The sequence below is a fragment of the Roseinatronobacter sp. genome, from assembly GCF_051859525.1.
In the GTDB taxonomy this organism is placed as follows: domain Bacteria; phylum Pseudomonadota; class Alphaproteobacteria; order Rhodobacterales; family Rhodobacteraceae; genus Roseinatronobacter.
The window spans coordinates 102528-128083 of record NZ_JBHYFM010000008.1 but is presented as its reverse complement, the minus strand read 5'-3'; the positions used below and the strand labels follow the sequence as shown (position 1 = coordinate 128083).

Here is a 25556-nt window from a genome sequence, read left to right as displayed (position 1 = left end):
CTGCTGGACTGGATGCTGCCGCGTCTGTCGGGGCTGGAGGCCTGCCGCCAGATCAAGGCCACGCCCGAAGGGCGCGATGCGGCGGTGATCATGGTCTCGGCCCGGTCGGAAGAAAGCGACCGCGTGCGGGGTCTGGATACGGGGGCGGATGATTATATCGTCAAACCCTATTCGGTGGCCGAACTGGTGGCACGGGTGCGCGCCAATCTGCGCCGTTTCCGCCCTGCGTCCAGCGGTCAGGTTCTGGAATTCGGCGATATCCGTCTGGACACGGACAGCCACCGCGTGACGCGGGGCGGGGATGCGGTGCATCTGGGGCCTACGGAATTCCGGCTGTTGGGCGCGTTCATGGAACGCCCCGGCAAGGTCTGGACCCGGGAGGCGCTTCTGGACCGCGTCTGGGGCCGCGACATCTATATTGACACGCGCACGGTCGACGTGCATGTGGGCCGCCTGCGCAAGACACTGTGCACCACCGGCGGCGAAGACCCCATCCGCACCATCCGCGGCGCAGGCTACGCAATGGGCGGATAGGACGGCCGGCGGCAAGATGTCAAATTCGGGTGTCTTTGCTTGATTCGGGCATATACTTTTGGATTGATTCCGGTTATGGGCGAGGGTCTTGTGTCGTTTGATCGACCGCCCACGGCGCGCTGCGCCGCTATCCATGGAACTTTCCTGCTATGATCTCTCCCCTGTCCGAGGCGCTTGCCGAGCGCGGTTTTGACATTCTTACCCCCGTGCAACAGGCGGTGACCGCGCCTGACGTGGCCACACTGGACTTGCTGGTTTCCGCGCAAACCGGATCGGGCAAGACCGTTGGTTTCGGTCTGGCCATCGCGCCGACCCTTCTGGGGGATGCGGTGAAATTCGGACCGGCCGCGCTGCCGCTGGCACTGGTGGTTGCGCCCACGCGCGAACTTGCGTTTCAGGTCATGCGTGAATTGACATGGCTTTATGCGCGCACCAATGCGGTTGTCACGTCCTGTGTGGGCGGCATGGATATTCGCACCGAACGCCGCGCGCTGGAACGCGGTGTGCATATCGTTGTCGGCACGCCGGGCCGCTTGCGCGACCATATCGAACGCGGCGCACTGGATCTAAGCGAAGTTCAGGCCATCGTGCTGGATGAAGCCGATGAGATGCTGGATCTGGGCTTCCGCGAGGATCTGGAATTCATGCTGGGTCAGGCGCCGGTTGACCGGCGCACCTTGATGTTTTCGGCGACCGTGTCGCCCATGATTGCCAAGCTTGCCAAACAATACCAGCGCGATGCCAAGCGCATTAGCACCCTTGGCAGCAGCGACCAGCACGCAGATATCGCCTATCAGGCGTTGCGCGTTTCGGCGTCCGACAGTGAACATGCGATTTTCAACCTGCTGCGGTTTCACGAAGATCAAAGCGCGATTGTGTTTGCCAACACCCGCGCCGCCGTCAGCCACCTGACCGCGCGTCTGGCCAATCGCGGGTTGTCCACGGTCAGCCTGTCGGGCGAACTTAGCCAGACCGAGCGGACGCATGCATTGCAAGCCATGCGCGACGGGCGCGCGCGGGTTTGTGTGGCCACCGATGTGGCCGCGCGCGGGATTGACCTGCCCAACCTGAATCTGGTGATCCATGCGGATTTGCCCACCAATACCGAAAGCCTGCTGCACCGTTCGGGCAGAACGGGCCGCGCGGGTCGCAAGGGCATTTCCGCGCTGATCGTCCCGCCCAAAGCTGTGGGTAAGGCCGAGCGCCTGTTGAAATGGGCCAAGATTTCGGCGGAATGGACCGTTGCCCCGTCGGTCGAGGATGTGTTGCGCAAGGATGAGGAACGGCTGTTGTCAGACCCCCTGTGGTCGGAGCCGGTGACAGACGAACAGGCGGCCTTTGCCGAAAAACTGCTGGGCTTGCACGCCCCTGATGTGATCGCGGCGGCCTATCTGCGGCTGTATCAGTCCCGCCATGCCGCGCCTGAAGAATTGCGCGCCCCCGATAGCAAGCCAGCCGCGCGCGAGCACCGTGAATTCGGTCCAAGCCGGTGGTTTTCACTGTCGGTTGGCCGCGATGACCGCGCCGAGGCCCGCTGGTTGCTGCCCTTGCTGTGCCGCGCTGGTAATCTGGAGAAAGCGGCCATTGGCGCCATTCGGGTGCAGAATAATGAAACGCTGGTTGAAATTGCAGAAAGCAGCGCCGCGGGCTTTCTTGCGGCCCTTGGGCCGGATGGCGTGCTCGAAGATGGCGTAACCGCACGCGCGGCGGACGGTCCGCCATCCGGCGACAGGCCGCGCGACGGGGCCAGAGATGGCGCCAGAAAGCCGCGCGACAATCGCGACCGCGGCTTTGACGCGAAGCCCAAGCCGCGCGAAGCGGGGCTGGCGCGCAGCGACCGCGCGGCCAGCCCGAAGCCGGAAGCCAAGCCGCGCGCCAAGCCCGCCTATGACGCCGCGCCTGCTGCCCCGCGCGCCAAGCCGGCCTATGACCCTGATGCAGCCGCGCCCGCGCCACGGGCGAAACCCGCCTATGACGCCGCCCCCCCGCAGGGCGAGCGTAAACCGCGCCATAAGGCCAAACCCGCCACAGGCGGGGATGCAAAACGCCCGCCGCGCGCGGCAGGCGGGGCAGAAGCGCGTTCGGCCGGTTTCAAGTCGCATGGTGCCAAACCCGCCCCGCGCGGCAAGGACAAGGCAGATCGATTTGATCCTGCGCCGAAACCTGCGGGCAAAAGCTGGCAAAAACCGGATGGCAAGCCGAAGGGCCGCCCCGCTTCTGCGCCCGCCGATGCGCGCGACAGTTCCAAGCGTTTTGTCCCGCCCGGCATGGCCAAAGCGGATGCGCGCAAGCCGCGCAAACCGGGTGCAGGTCCGCGCGCTGGCGGGCGCGATGCGCCACGGCGCGGGAAATAGCAGCATTCGTTAAGTGGGAAATGCCGCGTCCTTCATGCCGAAGGGCGCGGCATTTTCTTAGGCGCTGGCCGTCTGGCACAAACGCCAGATGCGTTCTGGCGTCAGCGGCATCTGGACATCTGTGCCCGCTTCTGGTCCCAGCGCGTCTTGCACCGCGTTCACTATGGCAGCAATGGCCCCCACTGTGCCCGCTTCCCCGCAGCCTTTCAGGCCCAGCGGGTTGCCCTTGGCGGGAACTGGCACGGAATGGAACCGGATGGGCGGCATGTCTGATGCGCGCGGCATGGCGTAATCCATGAAACTGCCCGTCAGGGGCTGGCCCTGATCGTCGAACACAACCTGTTCGCAAATGGCTTGTCCCAGCCCTTGGGCAATGCCGCCGTGAACCTGCCCTTGCACCAGTTGCGGGTTCAGCAGGTTACCGAAATCATCCACGGCCGTGTAATTCAGGACCTGAAGCGCACCTGTTTCGGGGTCCAGTTCCACTTCGGCCAGATGGGCGCCGTTGGGGTAGGATCGCGCGTCAAGTTTGGCGCTGCCTGCATGTTGCAGCAGATCCGCCCGCCCCTGACTTCGCGCCAGATCGGCGGCTTCGATCAGGGTCAGCGTGCGGTTCGACCCCGGCGCGCGGAAGCTGCCATCATCGAAACCCACATCGTCGCCCAGTTCGGGTTTCAGAAAATCGGTGAAGGCAGCCACCATTTGCCCCACTGTGGCCAATGTCGCATTGGTCTGCACAGTGACCGAACGCGACCCGCCCGTGCCGCCCCCTTTGGCAATACGGTCGCTGTCGCCCTGAACCACATGGATCGCGTCAAGGGGAATGCCTGTGCGGTCGGACAGGAATTGCGCGAACACGGTTTCATGCCCTTGCCCGTTTGACTGCGTGCCGATCATCAGGGACACGGTTCCGTCGTCATTGAAGGCGATTTCCGCATCCTCGACGGGGTTGCCCATGATGCTTTCGATATAATAGCACAGGCCCAGACCGCGTTTGCGCCCGCGTGCCTTGCTTTGCGCGCGCCGCGCGGGGAAGCCAGCCACATCGGCGTGTTCGCGCGCGTCCTCCAGCAGACGCGCGAATTCGCCTTCGTGAATCCGGTCGCCCGCCACTGTGGCATGCGGGAAGGCGTCGGGCGCGATGAAATTGCGCGCGCGCAGGGCAAAGGGGCACAGTCCCAATTTGCGCGCGGCCTTGTCCATCAGGCGTTCCAGAACGGTAATCGCTTCCGGCCTGCCAGCGCCGCGATAGGCGTCAACCTGTGTGGTGTTGGTGTATATGCCGCGGCTGTGGATAAAGGCCGCCGGAATGTCATAGGCCCCTGTCGCGACCATCGAAAACAGTTGTGACTGGATGCCTTGGGCGAATTCGGAATTCCACGCGCCAAGGTTGGACCAGTTTTCCACGCGGTAGCCCAGAATACGCCCGTCCGCATCCAGCGCCAGTTCTGCATGCGACCGCAAATCGCGTCCTGCATTGTCCGACACGATGGCGTCAGACCGGTCGGGTGCCCATCTGACCGGACGCCCCAGCGCCTTGGCGGCGTGGGCAATGACAAAATATTCCGGATAGGGCATGCCCTTCATGCCAAAACCGCCGCCGACATCGGGGGTTGTGACGCGCACATCCTGCGGCGCAAGGCCCAGCATCTTTGCCAGCCGTTCCTTCATGACCCACACGCCCTGCCCGCCAAAGCAGAAATGCAGCCGTGTGCCGTCCCATTCCGCATAGGCCCCGCGCGGTTCCATCGATGCCGCAAGCAGGCGGGGTTGGTCCACCGTAATGGCGATCCGGTGCGCGGCCTGTTCAAAAGCGGCCTGAACGGCGCTTTCATCCCCCACGGCCCAGTCATAGGCGATGTTGTCAGGTGCTTGGGGGTGGATTCCCGGCCCCCCCGGCGCAAGGTCCAGATGCGGGGGCAGGGGGGCAATATCCAGTTCGATCAATTCCAGCGCGTCGCGGGCCTGTGCGGGGGTGTCGGCCACGACCATCGCCACCGCCTCGCCTACGAAGGTCACGCGGTCGCGGGCCAGCAGGGGGCGGGGCGGGTTCGCCCCTGTGCTGCCATCGCGATTCGTGCGCAAACTGGCCTGCATGGGCTGTGTCAGGCCAGCGGCGTGCAGCGCGTCCGTGTCCAGCACAGCATGAACGCCGGGGGCGGTTTGTGCCGCCGACAGATCCAGCGACAGGATTCGGCCATGTGCGACGGGTGCGCGCAAAAATACCGCGTGCAGCGCATCTTTCGGGGCCGAATCGTCCATGAAACGGCCCGTACCGGTCAGCAGGCGCGTATCCTCTCGGCGGGGGACGGACTGGCTTTTGCCGAATGCTGTCATGATTTCCTCCAGTCAAATCTGTGGTTTGTGGTGACATTAGCGACGATACGGCCGGCAGGCTACCGGATTATGGCCGCCGCAAAATACCGTGAAAGATGATTAATTCCGCATGACGGCAAATGTCATAATCCCGTTACAAGCGGGTCATATCAGGGCGATGTTGTCAAACCGCCCCGATGGGGCAAACCCAGAGGACCGTTTTATGCGCATTTCCTTTTCACTTCCCCTTGCAGTCTCTGCCCTGGCGTTGTCGGCTGGCATGGCGTCTGCCCAGAATGTTGACCCCAACCTGCCTGCATATGAGCCTGCTTCAGGTGTGTCCGGCAACCTGACCTCGATCGGGTCTGACACGCTGAACAACCTGATGACCCTGTGGTCCGAAGGCTTCCGCGGCTTCTATCCGAATGTTGCCGTGCAGGTTCAGGGTGCCGGTTCGGGCACAGCCCCGCCCGCGCTGGTCGAAGGCACAGCCCAGTTCGGCCCGATGTCGCGTGCGATGCGCGGATCTGAAATCGAAGAATTCGAAGCACGTTACGGCTATCCGCCGATCCCGATGCGCGGCGCGATTGACGCCATTGGTGTTTTCGTGCACCGCGATAACCCTGTGACCTGTGTGTCATTGCAGGAGATCGATGCGATCTTCTCATCGACCCGCGCAGGTGGTGCAGATGCCCCGATCACCACATGGGGTGAAGTCGGCGCAGAAGGCGAATGGGCGGATCGTCCGATTGCCACCTACGGCCGCAACTCGGCTTCGGGCACCTATGGCTACTTCAAGGATGTCGCGCTGTTTGGCGGCGATTACAGCCCCGAAGTGCGCGAACAGCCCGGCTCATCGACCGTGATTCAGGGTGTTGCAGCCGATCTGGGCGGCATCGGTTATTCGGGTGTGGGCTACGGCACAGCAGATGTGCGCGCGCTGGAAATTCGCGGCGATGATGGCAACTGCTATTCCACCGACGATGCACCGGAAGGCACCTATCCGATTGCACGCTTCCTGTATGTTTACATGAACGTCGACCCCAATGCCGAGATGGAGCCGCTGCGCGCTGAATTCGTGCGCTACGTCTACAGCCAGGAAGGTCAGGCAGATGTGGTTCGTGCCGGTTTCTTCCCGGTCACCGCACGCATCGCCGATCTGGATCTTGAAGCATTTGGCCTGAAGTAAGGGCCTGATGAAATTGGGTGGGGCGGCCTGTGCCGCCTCGCCCTTTGTTTGTTTTCAATGTGATGGAACGCAACATGAGCGATACTGCCCCCACCACCAGCGAACGCGGCGCAGCGGCACGAAAAAGACGCATGACGACGCGGACCAGTGTGGTCCTTGGCGAGAAACTGGCGGGTGGTATTATCACTGTTGGCGGTTTGATGGTTATCGTTGCGGTTCTGGGAATCATGGTATTCCTGTTTCGCGTCGTGGCGCCGCTTATGGCGGGCGGGTCCGTCGATGGGAATGTGCGCCACCAGCTTGACCTGCCCGAACAGGTGTTCTGGGTAAATGGTGACGAATTCCAGACGCTTGGCACGCTTGTGGATGCGGGGGGAACCGCGCTGACCTTTCACATTCCCACCGGAACAGAGGTCGCGCGCGAGGTGCTGGACTTCAACGGTGCGGAAGTGACATCTGTGGCCGGCACGCTGGAACGCGACCGCGTGGCCTTCGGTTTCAATGACGGGTCGGTCCGTTTTGCCACAGTCGGGTTCACCAGCACGGCCACATCACGCAACCGCATGCCTGTGGGCCTGACGCGGATTGATGCGCGCGACCAGATGCTGGACGGCTTTGTCTATACGCAGGTGGGGACGGGCGATTTCCGAACCAATTCCGCGGTGAACGAATTAACCTCGGTCGATCAGATTTCGGACCAGCCGATCATTGCGATTGATTACCGCATTGGCGGCACGGTCGAACGCCCGACCATTGCCTTTGCGACTGTCGATGCCGCCGGTCAGGTGCGTGTCAGCCAGTCGCGCGTGCAGATCAACATGATGACGGGCGATGAGACGGTCACGACCACGACAACCGAGTTGCCCCCCTTGGGTATAGGTGCGGATGAAACGATCACCGGCATTCTGATGTCGGGAACTGGTGACCGCGCGATTGTCGCCACCGATGCGGGGTTCATTTACCGCTATGACCTGCGCAACATGGATGCGCCGTCGATGGCCGAACGCCGCCGCGTGGCCGATGACGGTGTCGGCGTTACCGCGCTTACGTTCCTGACCGCAGAGGATGCGCTGGTCGTGGGCACGGATGATGGCGGGATTGCCGTATGGTTCCGCCTGCAAACAGGCACCAGCGCCACGACGGACGGGCGCGAAATGGTGCGTGCACGGGTGCATGCGCCCATGCCTGCCAGCGTAATCGACCTGTCAGAAGCGCAGCGCTCCAAGGAATTTGTCGCCACCGATGCGGCGGGCAATGTCTGGGTTTACCATTCCACATCCGATCAGGTTCTGTTCCAGTTGGCACGTTCGGGCGAATTGACGGCAGATACCCAGGCCATGTTGTTCCCGCGTTCTGACGGTGTTTTGCTTGTCAATGACAGCGCGGAATTCGAAGCATGGCAGTACACCCAGCGCCACCCTGAAGTGACGCTGAAGGTGCTGTTCGGAAAAATCTGGTACGAAGGTTATGGCCAGCCCGAATTCATCTGGCAGTCCACAGCCGGAACCGACCTGTCGGAACCGAAATATTCGCTGGTGCCGCTGATCTTCGGCACGTTCAAGGCCGCGTTTTACGCCATGATCTTTGCCGTGCCGATTGCGCTGATGGCTGCGATCTATACATCGGAATTCGTGGACAAGCGCGTGCGCGGCACCGTCAAGCCGATGATGGAGATGATGGAATCCCTGCCCACCGTGGTTCTGGGCTTTATCGCCGCACTGGTGCTGGCACCACTGGTCGAGGAATGGATCGGCGCTGTCCTGCTGGGCTTCTTCGCGCTGCCCATGGGCCTGATGATTGGTGCGTTCGTCTGGCAGACATTACCGGCGCAGACGGCGCTGAAATATGACGGGTTTCCTAAATTCACGCTGATGGGGCTGTCCATCCTGATCACGGCATGGATCGCCGCCCAACTGGGCGCATCACTGGAGCGGGTGCTGTTTTATGGCGATTTCAAGCAATGGACGACAGGGCGCATTGGAACCGGCACGCCGTTCATGTTCCTGATCCTGCTGCCCCTGTCCTATTTCGTTACGGCGTGGACCTTCCGCAAACAGTTCGGTCACCATTACCGCGACCTGATTTCAGGGTTGGACCGGTCGCGCGCGGGTATGGTGGATGCGGTGCGCTGGATTGTGCTTCTGGGTCTGGCGATGGCGCTGTCGTTGCTTGTGGCGCTGGGCCTGACCGCCATCGGCTATGACCCGCGCGGCAGTTTCATCGACAGCTATCAGCAGCGCAATGCGCTGGTGGTGGGGTTCATCATGGCGTTCGCGGTAATCCCCAACATCTATACGCTGGCCGAAGATGCGCTGAATTCCGTTCCCGGCCATTTGCGTGCGGCGTCACTGGCCTGCGGGGCGACACCGTGGCAGACCGCGCGCTGGGTCATTCTGCCGACCGCCGCATCGGGTGTGTTTTCGGCGGTGATGATGGGCATGGGGCGCGCTGTGGGCGAAACCATGATTGTGGTCATGGCGGCAGGCAACACGCCCATCATGGAATGGAACATTTTTTCAGGTCTGCGCACCTTGTCGGCGAATATCGCGATTGAGCTGCCGGAGGCCGTGAAGGATGGCACGAATTACCGTGTCCTGTTCCTTGCCGCGCTGACGCTGTTTGTCATGACCTTCATTATCAATACAGGCGCGGAGTTGATCCGCCAGCGCTTCCGCAAGCGCGCCTTCAATCTGTAACCCTGGGGCTTGGGGATAGATATGACCAGCTTGAACGAACAACAACCACCTGCTTCCGGTGCTGCCGGACTTGCTGGTATTGCCGCGCGCGACGCAGTGAAGCCGCGCAACCGCAGGCGCTATTCCGCAGACCTGTCGGCGCTGGGGGAACCTGCGCTGTGGGGGTTCGGCGGCGCGCTGGCGCTGGGGATCATTCTGATTGCCGGTTTTTTGATGGTGGTGCTGTATAACGGCGCAACCACCTTCTGGCCCAAACCCATCGACCGTGTGGAACTGACGGACGGCACGGTGATCGCCGGTGTGGAACGGCGCGGCACCATCTTTCGGCCCGACCTGCCGCGCCTGTCCGAAGACCAGCGCGCCGAGGTCGAGGACAATGACGGCTTTGCCTACCGCACCCTGTATCAAACCGCGAATTTCGACATTTACGGCGATGACTTTCAATGGGTTGCGGATTTCGAGACCGCGAATGTCACCCGCCCCGAGGATTTCTACTATTTCGAGCGCCAGACATGGGGCGTGTTCGTGGGGCGTATTGCCAGCATGACCATCGACGGGCAGGAAATGGCCTATGATGCGAATGTGCTAAGGCGCGAACAGCGCGCCGCTCGCCAGCGCTTTACGGAAATCCGCAATCTTGAACGCCGTGAAATTGGCGCGCTGAACTTCCAGATCGAACGCGAACGTCTGAACCAGCGCCGCGCGATGTTGCGTCAGGGCGAGGAGGCGGCAGCGGCCAGTGTGGCGGACTCGCAGGCGCGGATTGCCGAATTGCAGGCGGAATTTCAGGAATTGCAGGCCCGCGTGAATGAGATTCGCGCAAATGACCGCCGCTATACCGTCACGCTGGAAGAGGTGGGTGGCCGCCAGATCACCCCCGAAATCAGCCAGATCGTGCGCTATTACCCTGCCAACACAATCGGGATCGCCGACAAGATCGGTATTTATGTATCGCGCTGGTGGGAATTTGTGTCCGCCGAACCGCGCGAGGCGAACACCCAAGGCGGTGTTCTGCCCGCCATCTTCGGGACGGTCGCCATGACACTGCTGATGGTGGTTTTCGTGGCCCCGTTCGGTGTGATTACGGCGCTATACCTGCGCGAATATGCCAAACAGGGGCGGGTGACGTCGATTGTTCGCATATCCGTCAACAATCTGGCCGGTGTTCCGTCTATTGTTTATGGCGTGTTCGGTCTGGGGTTCTTTGCCTACACAATGGGCGGCACGATTGACCAGTTGTTCTATCCCGAAAGCCTGCCCAACCCGACATTCGGCAAGGGGGGCATTCTGTGGGCGTCGCTGACGCTGGCGCTGCTGACCGTGCCTGTCGTGATTGTGGCGACCGAGGAAGCGCTGGCGGCTGTGCCGCGTTCCATGCGCGAAGGGTCACTGGCCTGCGGGGCGTCGAAATGGCAGACCATCCGCTATGTGGTGCTGCCCAAGGCGTTGCCGGGTATCATGACCGGCATGATTCTGGCCATGGCGCGCGGCGCGGGCGAGGTGGCACCCCTGATGTTGGTGGGGGTTGTGAAACTAGCCCCAGCCTTGCCTATCGACGGGTTCTATCCCTTCATTCACCTTGATCGCAGCTTCATGCATCTGGGGTTCCATATCTTCGATGTGGGGTTCCAGTCGCGCAATTCGGAAGCCGGCAAGCCCATGGTTTTCGTAACCACGTTGCTGTTGCTGGCGCTGATTGTCGCCATGAACGCCACTGCCATCATCATCCGCAATCGCCTGAAGCGCAAATACGCAACTGGCCAGTTCTGAGGCTGCAGACATGAACGACACCATAGAATTTGAACCGACCGCCTATCACGTCAAGAAAAGCCCCGATGGCCCTGCGTTGGATATCAAGGATTTCAACCTGTGGTACGGTGAATCGCAGGCCCTGTTTGACTGCAATCTTGAAGTGCAGAAAGGGCAGGTGACTGCACTGATCGGCCCGTCAGGATGTGGCAAGTCGACATTGCTGCGCTGTCTGAACCGGATGAATGATCTGGTGGACGGGCTGAAGATCGAAGGCCAGATCACTGTTGACGGGTTCAACATTTACGCGCGTGGCGTTGATGTGATCGCGCTGCGCAAACGCATGGGCATGGTGTTTCAGAAGCCCAACCCTTTTGCCATGTCGATCTATGACAACATTACCTATCCGTTGCGTGTTGATGGGATCACCAAGAAATCCATCCTTGATGAAACAGTAGAACGCGCGCTGCAACAGGCCGCCCTGTGGAAAGAGGTGAAGGACCGTCTGCAGGAAAGCGCGCTGGGCCTGTCGGGTGGGCAGCAACAACGCTTGTGCATCGCGCGCGCCGTCGCATCGGACCCCGAAGTGCTGTTGATGGATGAACCCTGTTCCGCCCTTGACCCCATCGCCACAGCCCGCATTGAGGAACTGATCGAAGAACTGAAGGGCACCTATTCCATTGTCATGGTGACGCATTCGATGGCACAGGCCGCGCGGGTCTCGGACAATACCGCGTTCATGTATCTGGGCCGGTTGATCGAATACGGGGACACGGACACGGTTTTCACCAACCCGCAGAAGTCACGAACGAATGACTATGTGACAGGCCGGTTCGGATAACAGTGTCATGTATGACGCGGCGACCACTGCGCTGATCGCGGCCCTGCCACATCCGGTTTTGCTGGTTGATATGGCAGGCAGCGTTGTGAAGGCAAACCCGCCTGCTACAGACCTGTTTGGCGCGCGCATTGCGGGCGCGCAAATCCGCGCCCATCTGCGCCAGCCGGAAGTTGCCGGAATGCTGGAACGGGTACTGGATGGTGCGCAGCAGGGCAGCGCGAATTTCACGTCCAGCTCGGGCAGTCGGGAAACAGTGTGGCATGTGATCGCACGCCATGTCGGGGATGGCACGGTTGTGCTGTCCTTGGGCGATGTGTCCGACATTGAAGCGGCCGAAGCGCAGCGCCGCGACTTCGTGGCCAATGTCAGCCACGAGTTGCGCTCTCCTTTGACGGTGCTTTCGGGGTTTATAGAGACATTGCAGGGACCGGCAGGTGATGATCCGGTTGCGCGCGCAGAATTTCTGGCCATCATGGCCAGCCAGTCCGAGCGTATGACAGGTCTTGTTGCGGATCTTTTGTCCCTTAGCCGCGTTGAAGCCGCGGAAAAGATACGCCCGCGCACGCCCGTTTCGATAGACATGGTTCTGAAAGCCACGCTGGCGGCGCTGCGCCCCCAGATTGAAGCCGCCCAGCTTGTGGTGTCCTATCAGGTGCCCGACACCCTTGATGATATCCCCGGCGATTATGACCAGCTTGTTCAGGTGTTTCACAACCTTATCGAGAATGCGCTGAAATACGGGTCCAGTGGTGGCCGGATAGAATTGTCAGCGCAGCAAATGGCCGCCATGCCGGGGTTTGACGGGCCGGTTTTGCGTGTCAGTATCCGTGATTATGGCGAAGGTATCGATCCCGTCCACATTCCGCGTCTGACCGAACGCTTTTACCGTGTGGACAAGGCGCGATCCCGCGACAGCGGTGGCACAGGGCTGGGGCTGGCGATTGTCAAACATATTCTGAGCAGGCATCGTGGCAGGCTTTTGATACGGTCTGCACAGGGCGAAGGGACGATATTTGATGCGGTGCTGCCCTGCGCCCATCGCATATAGGCTGCGTCAGTGTTCAAATGCGTTCGGTCCGCCAGTCCGGATATATGGCGCTGCGTTTGCAGTATACATCCGTGTCTGTTCCTGCGAACAGCCCGTCACGGGTGACCAGAACAGTGCGCCACCCGCGCGCGGCAGCGCCAAGAATGTCGGTATGAAGCGTGTCGCCGCACATGACAATCCGGTCGCGTGGGGTGTCTGGCAAGGTGGCTTCGATCATCTGGTGGACCTGTGGAAAGGGTTTGCCGAAAAAGGTCATTTTCCCAAGGCCGGCATCGGCCAGAAGATGCGCATAATGTCCCGGCTCCAGCGAAAACCCCCCTTCGCGCGGGGCCACCAGATCGGCATTCGCAACGATGACCGGACGCGGGTTCCGGCGCAGGCTGTGTGTCAGGATGTCCTGATGCGTGTCTGTCCACACCGCCGAGGACAGAAACAGAAAACTGTCCACCCGATCATAATCAAGCGGGCTCTTGTCCAGCCTGCAAACCCTGGCATCAATATCGGCAAGGTCGTCATGCGGGGCGGTGATGCAGCCCCAAAGCCCAGCCCCAAGGCCGGAAATTGCCGCGTCACGACTTGTGACAATCTCGTTCGGGGTGACGTTCATGCCCAATTTGGCAAATTTTTCAACGGCGGCCGGATGGCTGTAACTGGCGGCATTCGACAGAATGCGAATTTCCTTGCCTGCTGCGCGCAACTGGTCCAGCCGCTGCGCCGCGCCTGCAATAGGGGTTTCGCCAATATTCAGAACGCCATAAGCGTCAAAGACGAAGGCATCGGCATCCTGCGCAATGTCCATCAGCGAGTCCAGCTTGCCGGTGGCGGTGCCAAATCGGGCTTGCGGCATGCGATGGCGGATTGTCTCATAACGGTTAAAAATGCCTGATACATCATTCATGCGCGCGACGTGCCTTCTTGGTTCGCTGGTTCCTGCTGTCATAGCGGTTCTGCATCAAGATGAAAAGAAAAAGCAACAAAAAGACAAAATGGGTTGTTCTTCTGCTGCGTTATTCGGCTTGGCGGTCGTAAAATCTTTATGAAACACCCTTTTCCGGACGTGTTTTCGGAAAATTGCGCATTTCGGCATCAAATTTTGTTGCTTTGTTGTTTTGCATATGTATTGTTTGCAACAAAGCAACAGGGTTATCATGGCGTCAAAGAAAATCAGACGGTGCGACCTTATCCAGCAGGTTGTTCAGGAACGCGGCGGCATCAGCGTGGGTGCGCTGGCGGACATGCTGGGCGTTTCCATGCAGACCATCCGCCGCGATCTGGACACGTTATGCGACGATGGCACCATGCGCCGCGTCCACGGGCGCATTGAGCTGGCCGAGGACCGGCTGAACACGCCGTTTGACCAGCGCGCGGGCACCAATCTTGTGGGCAAGCGCGCCATTGCCGAGGTGGCCGCAGGAATGATCCCTGATGGCGCAACGCTGTTTCTGTCTATCGGGTCAACCGCGCTGAGTGTGGCGCGCGCCTTGCATCGTCGCCGCGAATTGACCGTCATTACGAACAACCTGAGCGCGGCCATGACCCTGAGCGAGGAAGTCTCGAACAGGATCATCCTGCCGGGGGGGGAATTGCGGCTGCCCGACCGTGATTTCATCGGTGAAGAAGTGGTGTCTTTCTTTGGTCGTTACCGCGCTGAATATGCGGTGTTCGGTACCGCCGGTGTCGATATTGATGGCGGCCTGTCGGAATTTCATCAGGCCGAGGTGCGCGCATCGGAACGGATGCGCCAGAATGCGCAAACATCGGTTCTGGTGATCGACCGCAGCAAATTCGGGCGCCATGCCCCGTCCATTGGCTGCGCCATCACAGAAGTGGACCATGTGATCTGTGACCGCCCGCCCGCCGCACCCTTCGCACCGCTGATCGAGGCTCTGGGGGACCGGATTGTGTTTTCAGAAGAAAGAGAGATGGAATGACTGACCCTTTCGTTCATGTCGAAAGCGTTGAAAAGCGCTGGAACGGCCAGCTTGGGGTCGAGGATATTTCACTGTCCATTCCGCGCGGGTCCTTTGTGGCGTTGCTGGGTCCGTCTGGGTGCGGCAAGTCGACCACGCTGCGCCTGCTGGCGGGGCTGGAAGTGCCTGACAGTGGCAGAATTATCATCGGCGGGCGCGACGTAACCGCCAGCCCTGCCGCCGAGCGTGGCTTGTCGATGGTTTTCCAGTCCTACGCGCTGTTTCCGCATCTGGACGTGGCGGAAAATGTGCTGTTCGGCCTGAAAGTGCGCCGTGTGCCCCGTGCCGAGCAGCGCAAGAAGCTGGCCGAGGCACTGGAAATGACCGGCCTGACCGGATTGGAAAAGCGCAAACCCGGCCAGATTTCGGGCGGCCAGCGCCAGCGGGTTGCGCTGGCGCGCGCCATTGTTGCGGGCCATCCGCTGTGCCTGATGGATGAACCCCTGTCCAATCTGGACGCGAAACTGCGCCATTCCGTGCGGCGTGACATCAAGAAGTTGCAGCGCGATCTGGGGATGACGGTGATCTATGTCACCCATGACCAGACCGAAGCCATGAGCATGGCCGATATGGTCGTGCTGATGAAGGAAGGCCGGATCGAGCAGGCGGGCAAACCGGTCGAGCTGTATGAAACCCCCGCCAGTACCTTCGTCGCGGGCTTTGTCGGCAGCCCGCCCATGGCCTTCATAGATGCAGAAATTATGCCTGCCGGACTGGCCAGTGCCGGACTGGATGCGGTGTATGGCGTCCGGCCCGAACATCTGGACCTGACACAGGCAGGCGAGGGCCTGTTGCAGGCGGTGATCACCCATTGCGAGTATATGGGGTCCGAGACGTTCCTGAGCTTCGATGTCCCCGGCACAAGCGGATTGACAGTGCGCCTGCCGGGCGAAGTGCGCAGATCGGTCGGGGAGGCGGCCGGCCTGACGTTTGATCTGGCGAACCTTCACGCGTTTGACAAGAACACGGGCTACAGACTGCCGCGTTAGCCCCATTTCGCTGCCACGCCTTGTGGCGGTGATACATTCAACCCAAAGGGAGGAACTACCATGACACGCCATACCCTGACTGCCACGCTGCTGGCCGGTGCGACAGCACTGACTGCGCTGCCTGCCAGCGCACAAACCGAACTGACCATGTATTACCCCATTGCTGTCGGCGGTGCGCTGACGCAGGTGGTCGACGGGCTGATTGCCGAATTCCACGAGGCCCACCCGGAAATACGCGTCAATTCCATCTATGCAGGCAATTATGATGACACCCGCGTGCGGGTTCTGTCGGCGATTTCATCGGGCGACTCGGCCCCGTTGTCGGTGCTGTTTTCCATCGATGCGCTGGATCTGATTGAACAGGAAATGATCATTCCTTTCGATGATGTTCTGGAAACCGATGAAGAACGCGCATGGCTGGACAGCTTCTATCCGGGCCTGATGGCAAACGGCCAGATCGACGGGCAGACATGGGGCGTACCGTTCCAGCGCTCGACCATCGTGGCCTATTACAACAAGGACATGTTCAGCGCAGCGGGCCTTGATCCGGAAGCGCCGCCCGCCAACTGGGACGAGTTGGTCAGCATGGGACTGGCGCTGCGCGAAACCGGCCCTTACGGCATCATGATCCCGTCCACCGGCTATCCTTACTGGATGTTTCAGGCGCTGGCCACGCAGAACGGGATGGAGTTGATGAACGGTGACGGCACCGAGACATATTTCGACGACCCCGCCGTGGTGGAGGCGCTGGAATACTGGGTTTCACTGTCGGCAGAGCATGACATCATGCCATCGGGGACAGTCGAATGGGGCACATTGCGTCAGGCGTTCCTGGAGGGGCAGACCGCGATGATGTGGCACACCACCGGCAACCTGACCGCTGTGCGCGATGAGGCCAGCTTCGATTTCGGCGTTGCCATGCTGCCCGAGAAGGTGCGTCCCGGTTCCCCCACAGGGGGCGGCAACTTCTATCTGTTTGAAGGGGCCAGCGATGACGAATATCGCGCTGCCCTGACGCTGATCCGGTTCCTGACCGATCCGGAGCGCGCCGCGCAATGGTCGATTGCCACAGGCTATGTGGGTGTCAGCCCTGCGGCCTATGAAACGGATGTGCTGCGCGCCTATGCCGAAGATTTCCCGCCCGCGATTGTCGCACGCGACCAGCTGGAGTATTCGGTGGCGGAACTGTCCACCTATGAAGGGGCGCGGGTGCGTGATGCGCTGAACACGGCAATCCAGTCCGCACTGACAGGTTCTGCCGCGCCTGCGGATGCACTGGCACAGGCGCAAGCCATCGCCGACCGGCTTCTGACCCCTTACCGCTAATCCTCCCCTGATGGGGGGCGCAAGTTGCGCCCCCCGTCGCTTTGTCCTGCCAGCGCCCAGCGGGTGCGGTTTTCGTCCGGAGTCATAGCATGAATGATCTTGCAAGATACGAGCGCCGCCGCCGCATCATGTATGGCTGGATGCTGCTGTCGCCTGCGCTGATCCTGCTGTCTTTGTTTGCGTTCATCCCGTCCGCGATGACCTTCTGGTCAAGCCTGTTTTCGCGGGGCACACGGCGCAACCCGTCGGAATTTGTGGGCGCGGGCAATTACGACCTGCTGTTTGCCGACCCCACCTTTTCCAAAGTTGTCGTCAACAACCTGATCTATGCGGGGGTGACAATTCCTGTGTCGATCATCATCGCGCTGGCCATGGCGCTTTGGGCCAATTCCAAGATTCCCGCACGCGGTTTTGTGCGCACCGCCTTTTTCACGCCCACAATCCTGCCGATGATCGCGGCGGCGAATATCTGGCTGTTCTTCTATACGCCGGGCCTTGGGGTGCTGGACCAGATTGGCGCGTTGTTCGGGTTCGGGTCCGTCAACTGGCTGGGGCGTCCGGAAACCGCACTTTGGGCGGTGATCATCGTGACCATCTGGAAAGAGGCCGGTTTCTTCATGATCTTCTATCTGGCGGCGCTGCAAACAATTCCGCCGGACCTGAAGGAAGCTGCCGATATCGAAGGGGCCAGCCGCTGGACCTATACCCGCCGGATTGTGCTGCCACTGCTGATGCCCACCACCATTTTCGTGGCCGTCAATGCCCTGATCAATTCCGTGAAACTGATTGATCATTTGTTCATATTGACCAAGGGCGGGCCGTCGGATGCGTCGAAACTGGTGCTGTACTACATCTGGGAACTGGCATTCTCCTATTTTGACAGGCCGCAGGCGGCTGCGCTGACGGTCATGGTGCTGGCCGTGCTGGGTATTACCGCAGCGATCAAGTTCATCATTCTGGACCGCAGGACACATTACCAATGAGCGATGCAGTTAAATCCGGTCAGACACCCCTATATGTCATGGCCCCCAAGCGCAGCTTCCGGCCCCGCCTGACTTTGGCGCTGGACACGTTCGGGGCGTGGACCCTTGCCATCGTGTGGATTGCACCGCTGCTGTTTGCCGTGTGGGCGGCGTTCCACTCCACATCGGATGCGGTGAATTTCAACCTTGCGGGTGCATGGACGCTGGACAATTTCCGCACTGCCTGGAACGGGGCGCCGTGGTTGCGGTATTTCTTTAATACGTTCCTGCTGGTGACTGTTGTGCTTGCCGGGCAGTTGGTGGTGACCACGCTGGCAGGCTATGCGTTTGCGCAGTTCCAGTTTCCGGGGCGGGATGTGCTGTTCATCATCGTTTTATTGCAGCTTTTCATCCTGCCAGAGGTGCTGATCGTCGAGAATTACGCCATGGTGTCGCGGCTGGGCATGTTTGACACTGTGTTCGGGATCGGCACGCCCTATTGGGCCAGTGCGTTCGGGATTTTCCTGATGCGGCAGGCGTTCAAAAGTGTGCCCAAGGAACTGGACGAGGCCGCGCGCATTGAAGGGTGCAGCTGGTTTGGTGTGTTGTGGCGCGTCTATGTGCCATCGGCCAAGCCCACCTATCTGGCCTATGCGCTGGTGTCGGTGTCCACGCATTGGAACAATTTTCTGTGGCCCCTTATTGTCACCAATTCCGAGACGACACGTCCGCTGACCGTCGGGCTGTCACTGTTTGGTGCGCCCGAAAGCGGGGTGAATATCTCGGTCATCTCGGCCGCGACCATCATGTCGATTGCGCCGCTGTTGATTGCGTTTTTGCTGTTCCAGCGCCAGTTTGTGCAGGCCTTCCTGCGCGCGGGGATCAAGTAGATCATGGCGCGTTTTCTGCAACTGACCGACCTGCATGTCATGGCGCCGGGATCATTGTGTTCCGGTGTGCTGGATACCGGCGCGATCTTGCACGCGGGCGTGGACCGGATACTTGCACAGATGCCCGCCATTGGCCCGCTGGACGGGGTTCTGGTGACAGGTGACATCAGCGACGATGGCAGCGCGGAAAGCTATGAACTGGCGCGGCATGAACTGGCGCGGTTTGGTTTGCCTGTCTATGCCGTGCCGGGCAACCATGACAGCCGTGGCGCGTTTCGCGCAGCATTCGGGGGGCAGGTCGGGATGCCCGCGTCCGGGCTGGTGGATTGGGTCGTGGACCTGCCCGATACCCGCCTGATCGGGCTTGATACGCTGGTCGAAGGGCAGGGCGCGGGGCGGTTGCTGCCGGACAGTCTGGAATTCTTGAACCACGCCTTGCAAGGCGCGGGCGGTCGGGCGCTGGTTGTGGCGCTGCACCACCCGCCCTTGCGCACCGGCATCCGGTTCATGGACAATATCGGGCTGGAAAATACCAACGATCTGGCCGCCGCCATTCCCGCGAATTGCCAGCCGGTCACGTTTGTGTCGGGGCATGTGCATGGGGTTTACCTTGGCCGGATTGGCGCGCACCGCGTTGTGACCGCGCCGTCCTTGTGCAGCGCATTCGCCCTTGATAGACGCACTGACGCGCGTGTGGGGTTCCTGACCGGCCCCACTGGATACGCCCTTTTGGACACCGGACCTGACGACAGCTGGACAGCACAGCCGCTGTTCATGGGGGACGGCCCGTTTGACTTCTAGTGCCTTGCCTATCAAGGTAAGGACTTCTTTTTCCAGCGGGATATCATGGAAACCTCGCCCATTCTTTTTATTCTGAACATGGCCGGCGCGGCAGCGCTGCTGATCTGGGCTGTGCGGTTGGTGCGCACGGGGTTTGAACGCGCCTTTGGCGGACAATTGCGCCTGTGGTTGCGCAGATCCACGTCAAACCGCTTCGCCGCGGCGGCCAGCGGGGCGGGGGCGGCGGTGCTGCTGCAAAGCTCCACCGCGGTGGCCATGCTGATGGCCGGTTTCGTGTCTGCGGGCGCGATTGGCAGTTTGGCAGGGATGGCCATTGTGCTGGGGGCCGATCTGGGCTCGGCGGTGGTTGCGCTGATCCTGAATTCGCGGCTGGTGGGCGTTACGCCCATTCTGTTACTGGGCGGTGTCCTGATATTCCTGCGCAGTTCACGCAGACGGTTGCGCCAGATCGGGCGCATCATGATCGGGCTGGCGCTGGTGTTCCTGTCGCTGGACCTGATCCGCGAGGCCAGCCTGCCGCTGGTCGACAGCGCAGGTGCGCGGGGCGTCATGCTGTATCTGGCCAATGATCCCATAAGCGCCTTTTTGCTGGCGGCGGCCTTCGCGTGGCTGGTGCATTCCAGCGTTGCCGCAGTGCTGTTATTTGCGACATTGGCCGCGCAAGGGGCACTGCCACCAGTTGCGGCCTTTGCCATGGTTCTGGGGGCCAATCTTGGCGGGGCCATGATTGCGTTCTTGCTGACGCTGAAATCGGATGTGGCGGTGCGCAGGGTCATCTGGGCCAATCTTGTGCTGCGCGGCGGGGGCGCGGTTCTGGTGCTTTGGGCCATCGTCGCGGGGCAGATACCCGTTCACCTGCTGGGCGCGGATGCGGGGGCGCAGGCGCTGCATTTGCACCTGTTGTTCAATGCCGTGCTGCTGGCAGTGTGCCTGCCGCTGGTCGGGCCGATTACACGCATGACAGCGCTGCTGGTTCAGGAAGCGCCGAACCCCAATGCGGCTGAACTGCACAGCAGTTCGCTTGATCCGGCAGTGCAGGACCAGCCCGCCCGCGCATATGCCTGCGCCGTGCGCGAACTGGTGGATATGGGCAGCCGGATAGAAACCATGATGCGGCAGGTTCTGCCCTTGTTCGAGAATTTTGACGATGTGTCTGCGCAGAAGCTGCAAGATGCCCTTGATCGTGTGGAACGCCGGTCACTGGAGGTGCGCATGTATCTTGCAAAAGTGCGCAACCGCGAGGGCGAAGAGGATATTGGCACCCGTGCGTTTGAATTATCCGCGACAGCCATCAATCTGGAAGCGGGCGCGGATATGATTGCACGCAAGGCGGTCGAGCTTGCACGCAGGAAGTCGCTGGAAAGCCTGAACTTCTCGGAGGATGGCTGGCGCGAGCTGGCAGATTTTCACGATATTGTCCTGCGCAACGTGCAGCAAGGTATCGCTGTTCTGATGTCCGAGGATGTGGGCCTTGCCCGCGAACTGGTCGAGGAGAAGGAAAAGGTCCGCAATATCGCCCGCGACCTGCAATCGCGCCATCTGGAACGCCTGCGTCAGGGATTGACCGAATCCATTGAAACCAGCGCGATCCATCTGGAACTTCTGCGCGCGTTCAAATCGCTGAACACATCCTTTGCGATGATCGGGTATCCCTTGCTTAGCAAACGCGGCGAGTTGCTGGACAGTCGCCTGACCGGCGCATAGCCCTGTATTCCGTCCAGGAATGATGTCAGACCCACTCAGCGCTGGAATTGTCGCAGGTTCCGCCACAGTATCGGTATGTTTGACACGCAGACCAGAGGGGAAGGCCCAGTCATGCAAGGCGACCCGCGCAGTCATGGACTATGGGACGCAACAGCACCCCCCGCGCCCGCAACGCAGCCCCTGACTGGCGCGGCGCAGGCGGATGTCGTTGTTGTGGGCGGCGGCTATACGGGGCTGTCAACAGCGCTGCATCTTGCCGGGCAGGGCAGTGATGTTGTTGTTCTGGAAGCGGTGGATATCGGGTTTGGGGCATCAGGGCGCAATGTCGGGCTGGTCAATGCGGGCATGTGGGTGATGCCTGATGCGCTGGTCGCGACCTTGGGCGCAGACCGGGGCGAGCGTTTGATCGCGTTTCTTGGCGACGCGCCGTCACTGGTATGGGACATTATCGCGCGCTACGACATCGCATGCGAAGCCACGCAGGCAGGCACATTGCATGCAGCCCCAGACCGCGCAGGGGTGACGGAACTGACCCGGCGCCACGCGCAGTGGGTGCGGCGGGGGGCACCCGTGGAATTGCTGGACCGCCCCGCCACTGCCGCGCGGCTGGGCACAACGCGGTATCAGGCGGCCTTGCTGGACAAACGTGCAGGGACACTTCAGCCGCTGGCGTATGTGCGCGGGCTGGCGGCAGCTGCAATCGGGCAGGGCGCGCGTATTTTTACCGGCGCGCCCGCGATTGGCATGCGCGCCGATGGCGGCGGCTGGCAGGTCACAACACCGCAGGGCGCGGTCACGGCGCAAAAGGTGGTCTTTGCAACCGATGCCTATACGCGCCACCTTATGCCGCAGATCCGGACACAGCAGGTGTTCCTGCCGTATTTCAATCTGGCCACCTCGCCACTGCCCGATGCGCTGGCCCAATCCGTGCTGCCGCAGCGCCAAGGGGCATGGGACACACGGCAAGTGCTGACATCGTTCCGGATGGATCAGCAGAACCGGCTGGTCTTCGGGTCTGTGGGCGCGCTGCGCTATGGTGGTGCGCAGGTTCATCGGGCGTGGGCGCGGCGGGCCATGGCGCGGATATTCCCGCAACTGGGCGCGGTGGATTTCCAGTATGAATGGCACGGCACCATCGGAATGACCAATGACCACCTGCCCCGATTTCACGAACTGGCGGACGGTGTGGTGTGTGTTTGCGGCTATAACGGGCGGGGCATTGCGCCGGGCACGGCATTCGGGCGCGCGCTTGCCATGTGGTTGCTGGGCGGGAATGAAGACTTGCCCTTGCCGCCCACCCAGCCGCAAGATACGCCCCTGCGCCACCTGAAAGGGGCGTTCTATGAATTTGGTGCGCAGGCCTTCCATATGGCCGATGCGCGCCTGTAGATTCGTCGCGCGATGCTGCGAATCCGCCTTGGGGCGGTGTCGGATCAGGAGAAAACACCCCGTTATGCGGGGGGCTGGCAGTTCCGGCTGACAGGTTATTGTTTCTGCATGTTTTTATGCGCAAAACCGGTTCCCACTTTTGCGCAACACGCCCTAGCGAACCTGCCCGTTGATCCAGTCACGAAAGGCCAGTGGAACAGGGTCCGACGCGCTGGCATCGGGTATCACCACCCAATAGGCCGTATCTGTTTGCAGCGACCCGCCCGTCAAGGCGCGCAGATCGCCCGCCTGCAATTCACGCTCGATCAGGTAGCTGGGCAACAAGGCTGCCCCGATCCCTGCCAGAGCAGCCTCTATCAACAGCGAAATCTGGTCAAAACGGTGCCCCTGAAAACCGCGCGCCACCGGCTGGCCCTGCGCGCCCAGCCATTCCGGCCACAGCATTGGACGGGTTTCAAGATGCAGCAATGTCAGGTTATCGGGCAATGTGTTGCCCGTCACGACAGCGGGCGCGGCGACAGCCAGCATTGTTTCGGCGCACAGATAGGTGCAGCTTGCCCCCGGCCATACGGGCTTGCCGTAATGAATGGCCAGATCAATGCCCGCTTCTGTCAGGTCAAACGCACCCTGACGCGCCGTTACACTGACCTGCAACCCCGGATGTGCCGCCAGAAAATCCGGCAGGCGCGGTATCAGCCAGCGGCTGCCGAAGGTGGGCAAGGTCACAATGCTCAGATGTCCGGTGACGTCGCGCCCGCTGGCGGCGCGCAGGGACAGATGCTCCAGCCCCGCCAGCAGGCGCTCGATTTCGGGGCGCAGTCGCTGGCCTGCGGTCGACAAGACGATGCGCTGGCGCACGCGTTCAAACAGCGCGATACCCAGCTGGGTTTCCAGATCCTTGATCTGCCGGCTGACAGCGCTTTGCGTCAGGTTCAATTCCAGTGCGGCGCGCGTAAAGCTGCCATGCCGCGCCGCCGCTTCAAATGCTTGCAGCGCCGCAAGGTCGGGCAGCTGGCTGCGGCTTAACTTCATTCCCGTCTCGCATCAAGTCAGGTGCAAACTGCACGTTTCATACGCAACTTGATGTTCTATAGATATGATGCAAGGATCTGGCAAGCTGATGATATTATGCGGCGACCACAGACGCTGCGGGATGTGATCCGCTGCGCCCCTGCGCCGCCTGCTTTGAGCGAAAAGGACATGACATGATCGATATTTCACAAACCACCAAAGAGATTTTGGCCCGTTTCGGCGTCGACCCCGCCGCGTATACCGGCGGCACATTGGCCAGCTTTTCGCCAGTTACGGGCGAACAGATTGCCCTGTTGCCGCAGCAGGACGCAGATGGCGTCACGGCCGCGATTGACCGCGCAGCCGCCGCATTCCGTGACTGGCGCAATTTCCCGGCCCCGCGCCGCGGCGAGTTGGTGCGCCTGTTTGGCGAGGAATTGCGCGCCGCGAAGGATGATCTGGGCCGCCTTGTTTCCATCGAGGCAGGCAAAAGCCCGTCCGAAGGGGCAGGCGAGGTTCAGGAAATGATCGACATTTGTGATTTTGCCGTGGGCCTGTCGCGCCAGTTATATGGGCTGACCATTGCCACCGAACGCCCCGGCCACCGGATGATGGAAACATGGCACCCGCTGGGCGTAGTGGGCGTGATTTCGGCGTTCAATTTTCCGGTCGCCGTGTGGTCATGGAATACGGCACTGGCGTTGGTTTGCGGCAATCCGGTCGTGTGGAAACCATCGGAAAAATCGCCGCTGACCGCCTTGGCCAGTCAGGCCGTTCTGGACCGCGCGATCGCGCGCTTTGGCGATGCGCCTGCGGGGCTTGCGCAGGTTGTCATCGGCGGGCGCGACACGGGCGAGGCTTTGGTGGATGACCCGCGCGTGGCGCTGGTGTCGGCCACAGGGTCAACCCGTATGGGGCGGCAGGTGGGGCCGCGTGTGGCTGCGCGGTTCGGGCGTTCCATTCTGGAACTGGGCGGCAACAATGCGGGCATTGTCTGCCCGTCTGCGGATATGGACATGGCGCTGCGCGCCATTGCGTTCGGGGCCATGGGCACAGCGGGCCAGCGCTGCACATCCATGCGGCGGCTGTTCGTGCATGACAGTGTTTATGACGCGCTGGTGCCGGGGCTGGTCAAGGCATATGAATCCGTCACCATCGGCAACCCGTTAACCACGCAGGCGCTGGTTGGCCCGTTGGTGGACCGCGCCGCATTCGACGCGATGGCCGCCGCGCTGGATGCGGCGCGCGCGGCGGGTGGCACGGTTCATGGCGGTGAACGGGTTTCCGACGTTGCCCCTGACAGCGCCTATTATGTGCGCCCTGCACTGGTCGAAATGCCCGCGCAGACCGGCCCTGTGCTGGATGAAACATTCGCGCCCATCCTGTATGTCATGCGCTATACCGATCTTGAGGATGCGATTGCGCAGCAAAACGCCGTGGGCGCGGGCCTGTCATCGTCAATCTTCACGACCGATCTGAGAGAGGCGGAAACCTTCCTGTCGGCGGCGGGGTCGGATTGTGGCATTGCCAATGTCAATATCGGCACATCGGGTGCGGAAATTGGCGGTGCCTTCGGCGGCGAGAAGGAAACCGGCGGCGGGCGCGAAAGCGGGTCAGACGCATGGAAAGGCTATATGCGCCGTGCAACCAACACGATCAACTATTCGCGCGAACTGCCACTGGCGCAAGGCGTTGTCTTCGATATCTGATCGTTCGTGCCGGTGTTTTTTGTTGCCCTGCCGCGTTGCCGACGCGGCGGGGTTTTTGCGGTCAGTTTTGCGCCTGTC

At 61.2% G+C, this 25556-nt stretch carries 19 protein-coding genes; 16 read left to right on the top strand and 3 right to left on the bottom strand.

From position 1 onward, the window contains the following. The coding region (locus ACTIE1_RS09090) for a winged helix-turn-helix domain-containing protein (RefSeq protein WP_439563344.1) at positions 1-534 on the top strand (534 nt) is incomplete at its 5' end. A gap of 149 nt (positions 535-683) precedes the next feature. Then, a complete protein-coding gene (locus tag ACTIE1_RS09085; protein WP_439561546.1) occupies positions 684-2888 on the top strand; it encodes a DEAD/DEAH box helicase in 2205 nt (734 codons plus the stop codon). A 57-nt stretch (positions 2889-2945) separates the two neighbouring features. On the opposite strand, the gene ACTIE1_RS09080 is transcribed toward ACTIE1_RS09085, so the two are convergent. Further along, positions 2946-5225 carry a xanthine dehydrogenase family protein molybdopterin-binding subunit gene (locus ACTIE1_RS09080; RefSeq protein ID WP_439561545.1) on the bottom strand — a complete coding sequence of 760 codons (2280 nt, stop codon included), beginning with the start codon at positions 5223-5225 and terminating at the stop codon, positions 2946-2948. Positions 5226-5427: 202 nt separating this feature from the next. Here ACTIE1_RS09080 and ACTIE1_RS09075 point away from each other — a divergent pair, with 202 nt between their 5' ends. From ACTIE1_RS09075 to ACTIE1_RS09055, 5 genes are all read left to right on the top strand, one after another. Continuing rightward, a complete protein-coding gene (locus tag ACTIE1_RS09075) occupies positions 5428-6393 on the top strand; it encodes a PstS family phosphate ABC transporter substrate-binding protein (protein WP_439561544.1) in 966 nt (321 codons plus the stop codon). Between the two features lie 74 nt (positions 6394-6467). Next, complete coding sequence (locus ACTIE1_RS09070) at positions 6468-9089, top strand: ABC transporter permease subunit (protein ID WP_439561543.1); 2622 nt, start codon at positions 6468-6470, stop codon at positions 9087-9089. A gap of 21 nt (positions 9090-9110) precedes the next feature. Further along, complete coding sequence (gene pstA, locus ACTIE1_RS09065; protein WP_439561542.1) at positions 9111-10859, top strand: phosphate ABC transporter permease PstA; 1749 nt, start codon at positions 9111-9113, stop codon at positions 10857-10859. A gap of 10 nt (positions 10860-10869) precedes the next feature. Further along, a complete protein-coding gene (pstB, locus tag ACTIE1_RS09060; RefSeq protein ID WP_439561541.1) occupies positions 10870-11679 on the top strand; it encodes a phosphate ABC transporter ATP-binding protein PstB in 810 nt (269 codons plus the stop codon). Positions 11680-11686: 7 nt separating this feature from the next. After that, positions 11687-12727: an ATP-binding protein gene (locus ACTIE1_RS09055; protein WP_439561540.1), complete on the top strand. Its 1041-nt coding sequence runs from the start codon at positions 11687-11689 to the stop codon at positions 12725-12727. A 13-nt stretch (positions 12728-12740) separates the two neighbouring features. On the opposite strand, the gene ACTIE1_RS09050 is transcribed toward ACTIE1_RS09055, so the two are convergent. Then, positions 12741-13625, bottom strand: coding sequence for an HAD-IIA family hydrolase (locus tag ACTIE1_RS09050; RefSeq protein WP_439561539.1), 885 nt, complete (start codon positions 13623-13625; stop codon positions 12741-12743). Between the two features lie 250 nt (positions 13626-13875). Here ACTIE1_RS09050 and ACTIE1_RS09045 point away from each other — a divergent pair, with 250 nt between their 5' ends. The 8 genes from ACTIE1_RS09045 to ACTIE1_RS09010 all read left to right on the top strand — a co-directional run bounded on the left by ACTIE1_RS09045 (position 13876) and on the right by ACTIE1_RS09010 (position 22758). Then, positions 13876-14658: a DeoR/GlpR family DNA-binding transcription regulator gene (locus ACTIE1_RS09045; protein ID WP_439561538.1), complete on the top strand. Its 783-nt coding sequence runs from the start codon at positions 13876-13878 to the stop codon at positions 14656-14658. Next, entirely contained in the window at positions 14655-15686 is a 1032-nt protein-coding gene (locus tag ACTIE1_RS09040; protein WP_439561537.1) for an ABC transporter ATP-binding protein, read from the top strand. The genes ACTIE1_RS09045 and ACTIE1_RS09040 overlap by 4 nt, the downstream gene beginning before the upstream one ends. A gap of 60 nt (positions 15687-15746) precedes the next feature. After that, complete coding sequence (locus tag ACTIE1_RS09035; RefSeq protein WP_439561536.1) at positions 15747-17012, top strand: ABC transporter substrate-binding protein; 1266 nt, start codon at positions 15747-15749, stop codon at positions 17010-17012. Positions 17013-17101: 89 nt separating this feature from the next. Then, positions 17102-17995, top strand: coding sequence for a carbohydrate ABC transporter permease (locus tag ACTIE1_RS09030; protein ID WP_439561535.1), 894 nt, complete (start codon positions 17102-17104; stop codon positions 17993-17995). A gap of 38 nt (positions 17996-18033) precedes the next feature. Continuing rightward, positions 18034-18864, top strand: coding sequence for a carbohydrate ABC transporter permease (locus ACTIE1_RS09025; protein WP_439561564.1), 831 nt, complete (start codon positions 18034-18036; stop codon positions 18862-18864). Between the two features lie 3 nt (positions 18865-18867). Next, on the top strand, positions 18868-19665 hold the full coding sequence (locus ACTIE1_RS09020) for a phosphodiesterase (protein WP_439561534.1): 798 nt from the start codon (positions 18868-18870) through the stop codon (positions 19663-19665). A gap of 45 nt (positions 19666-19710) precedes the next feature. Further along, on the top strand, positions 19711-21369 hold the full coding sequence (locus ACTIE1_RS09015; protein ID WP_439561533.1) for a Na/Pi cotransporter family protein: 1659 nt from the start codon (positions 19711-19713) through the stop codon (positions 21367-21369). Between the two features lie 111 nt (positions 21370-21480). Beyond that, positions 21481-22758 carry an NAD(P)/FAD-dependent oxidoreductase gene (locus ACTIE1_RS09010; RefSeq protein WP_439561532.1) on the top strand — a complete coding sequence of 426 codons (1278 nt, stop codon included), beginning with the start codon at positions 21481-21483 and terminating at the stop codon, positions 22756-22758. A 153-nt stretch (positions 22759-22911) separates the two neighbouring features. On the opposite strand, the gene ACTIE1_RS09005 is transcribed toward ACTIE1_RS09010, so the two are convergent. Beyond that, positions 22912-23790, bottom strand: a complete 879-nt coding sequence (locus tag ACTIE1_RS09005; RefSeq protein WP_439561531.1) for a LysR family transcriptional regulator — start codon at positions 23788-23790, stop codon at positions 22912-22914. Between the two features lie 173 nt (positions 23791-23963). Between ACTIE1_RS09005 and amaB the strand changes: the two genes are divergently transcribed. Continuing rightward, the gene (gene amaB, locus ACTIE1_RS09000) at positions 23964-25478 is read left to right on the top strand and encodes an L-piperidine-6-carboxylate dehydrogenase (protein ID WP_439561530.1); all 1515 of its coding nucleotides are present in this window, start codon (positions 23964-23966) and stop codon (positions 25476-25478) included. Positions 25479-25556 lie beyond the last annotated feature (78 nt).

Coding starts and splice junctions, on each gene's coding strand:
- ACTIE1_RS09080 (WP_439561545.1), bottom strand. CDS start 5,225: ATGACAGCATTCGGCAAAAGCCAGTCCGTCCCCCGCCGAGAGGATACG.
- ACTIE1_RS09025 (WP_439561564.1), top strand. CDS start 18,034: ATGGCCCCCAAGCGCAGCTTCCGGCCCCGCCTGACTTTGGCGCTGGAC.
- pstA (WP_439561542.1), top strand. CDS start 9,111: ATGACCAGCTTGAACGAACAACAACCACCTGCTTCCGGTGCTGCCGGA.
- ACTIE1_RS09045 (WP_439561538.1), top strand. CDS start 13,876: ATGGCGTCAAAGAAAATCAGACGGTGCGACCTTATCCAGCAGGTTGTT.
- ACTIE1_RS09030 (WP_439561535.1), top strand. CDS start 17,102: ATGAATGATCTTGCAAGATACGAGCGCCGCCGCCGCATCATGTATGGC.
- ACTIE1_RS09050 (WP_439561539.1), bottom strand. CDS start 13,625: ATGAATGATGTATCAGGCATTTTTAACCGTTATGAGACAATCCGCCAT.
- ACTIE1_RS09005 (WP_439561531.1), bottom strand. CDS start 23,790: ATGAAGTTAAGCCGCAGCCAGCTGCCCGACCTTGCGGCGCTGCAAGCA.
- ACTIE1_RS09020 (WP_439561534.1), top strand. CDS start 18,868: ATGGCGCGTTTTCTGCAACTGACCGACCTGCATGTCATGGCGCCGGGA.
- ACTIE1_RS09010 (WP_439561532.1), top strand. CDS start 21,481: ATGCAAGGCGACCCGCGCAGTCATGGACTATGGGACGCAACAGCACCC.
- amaB (WP_439561530.1), top strand. CDS start 23,964: ATGATCGATATTTCACAAACCACCAAAGAGATTTTGGCCCGTTTCGGC.
- ACTIE1_RS09070 (WP_439561543.1), top strand. CDS start 6,468: ATGAGCGATACTGCCCCCACCACCAGCGAACGCGGCGCAGCGGCACGA.
- ACTIE1_RS09040 (WP_439561537.1), top strand. CDS start 14,655: ATGACTGACCCTTTCGTTCATGTCGAAAGCGTTGAAAAGCGCTGGAAC.
- ACTIE1_RS09075 (WP_439561544.1), top strand. CDS start 5,428: ATGCGCATTTCCTTTTCACTTCCCCTTGCAGTCTCTGCCCTGGCGTTG.
- ACTIE1_RS09085 (WP_439561546.1), top strand. CDS start 684: ATGATCTCTCCCCTGTCCGAGGCGCTTGCCGAGCGCGGTTTTGACATT.
- ACTIE1_RS09015 (WP_439561533.1), top strand. CDS start 19,711: ATGGAAACCTCGCCCATTCTTTTTATTCTGAACATGGCCGGCGCGGCA.
- ACTIE1_RS09035 (WP_439561536.1), top strand. CDS start 15,747: ATGACACGCCATACCCTGACTGCCACGCTGCTGGCCGGTGCGACAGCA.
- pstB (WP_439561541.1), top strand. CDS start 10,870: ATGAACGACACCATAGAATTTGAACCGACCGCCTATCACGTCAAGAAA.
- ACTIE1_RS09055 (WP_439561540.1), top strand. CDS start 11,687: ATGTATGACGCGGCGACCACTGCGCTGATCGCGGCCCTGCCACATCCG.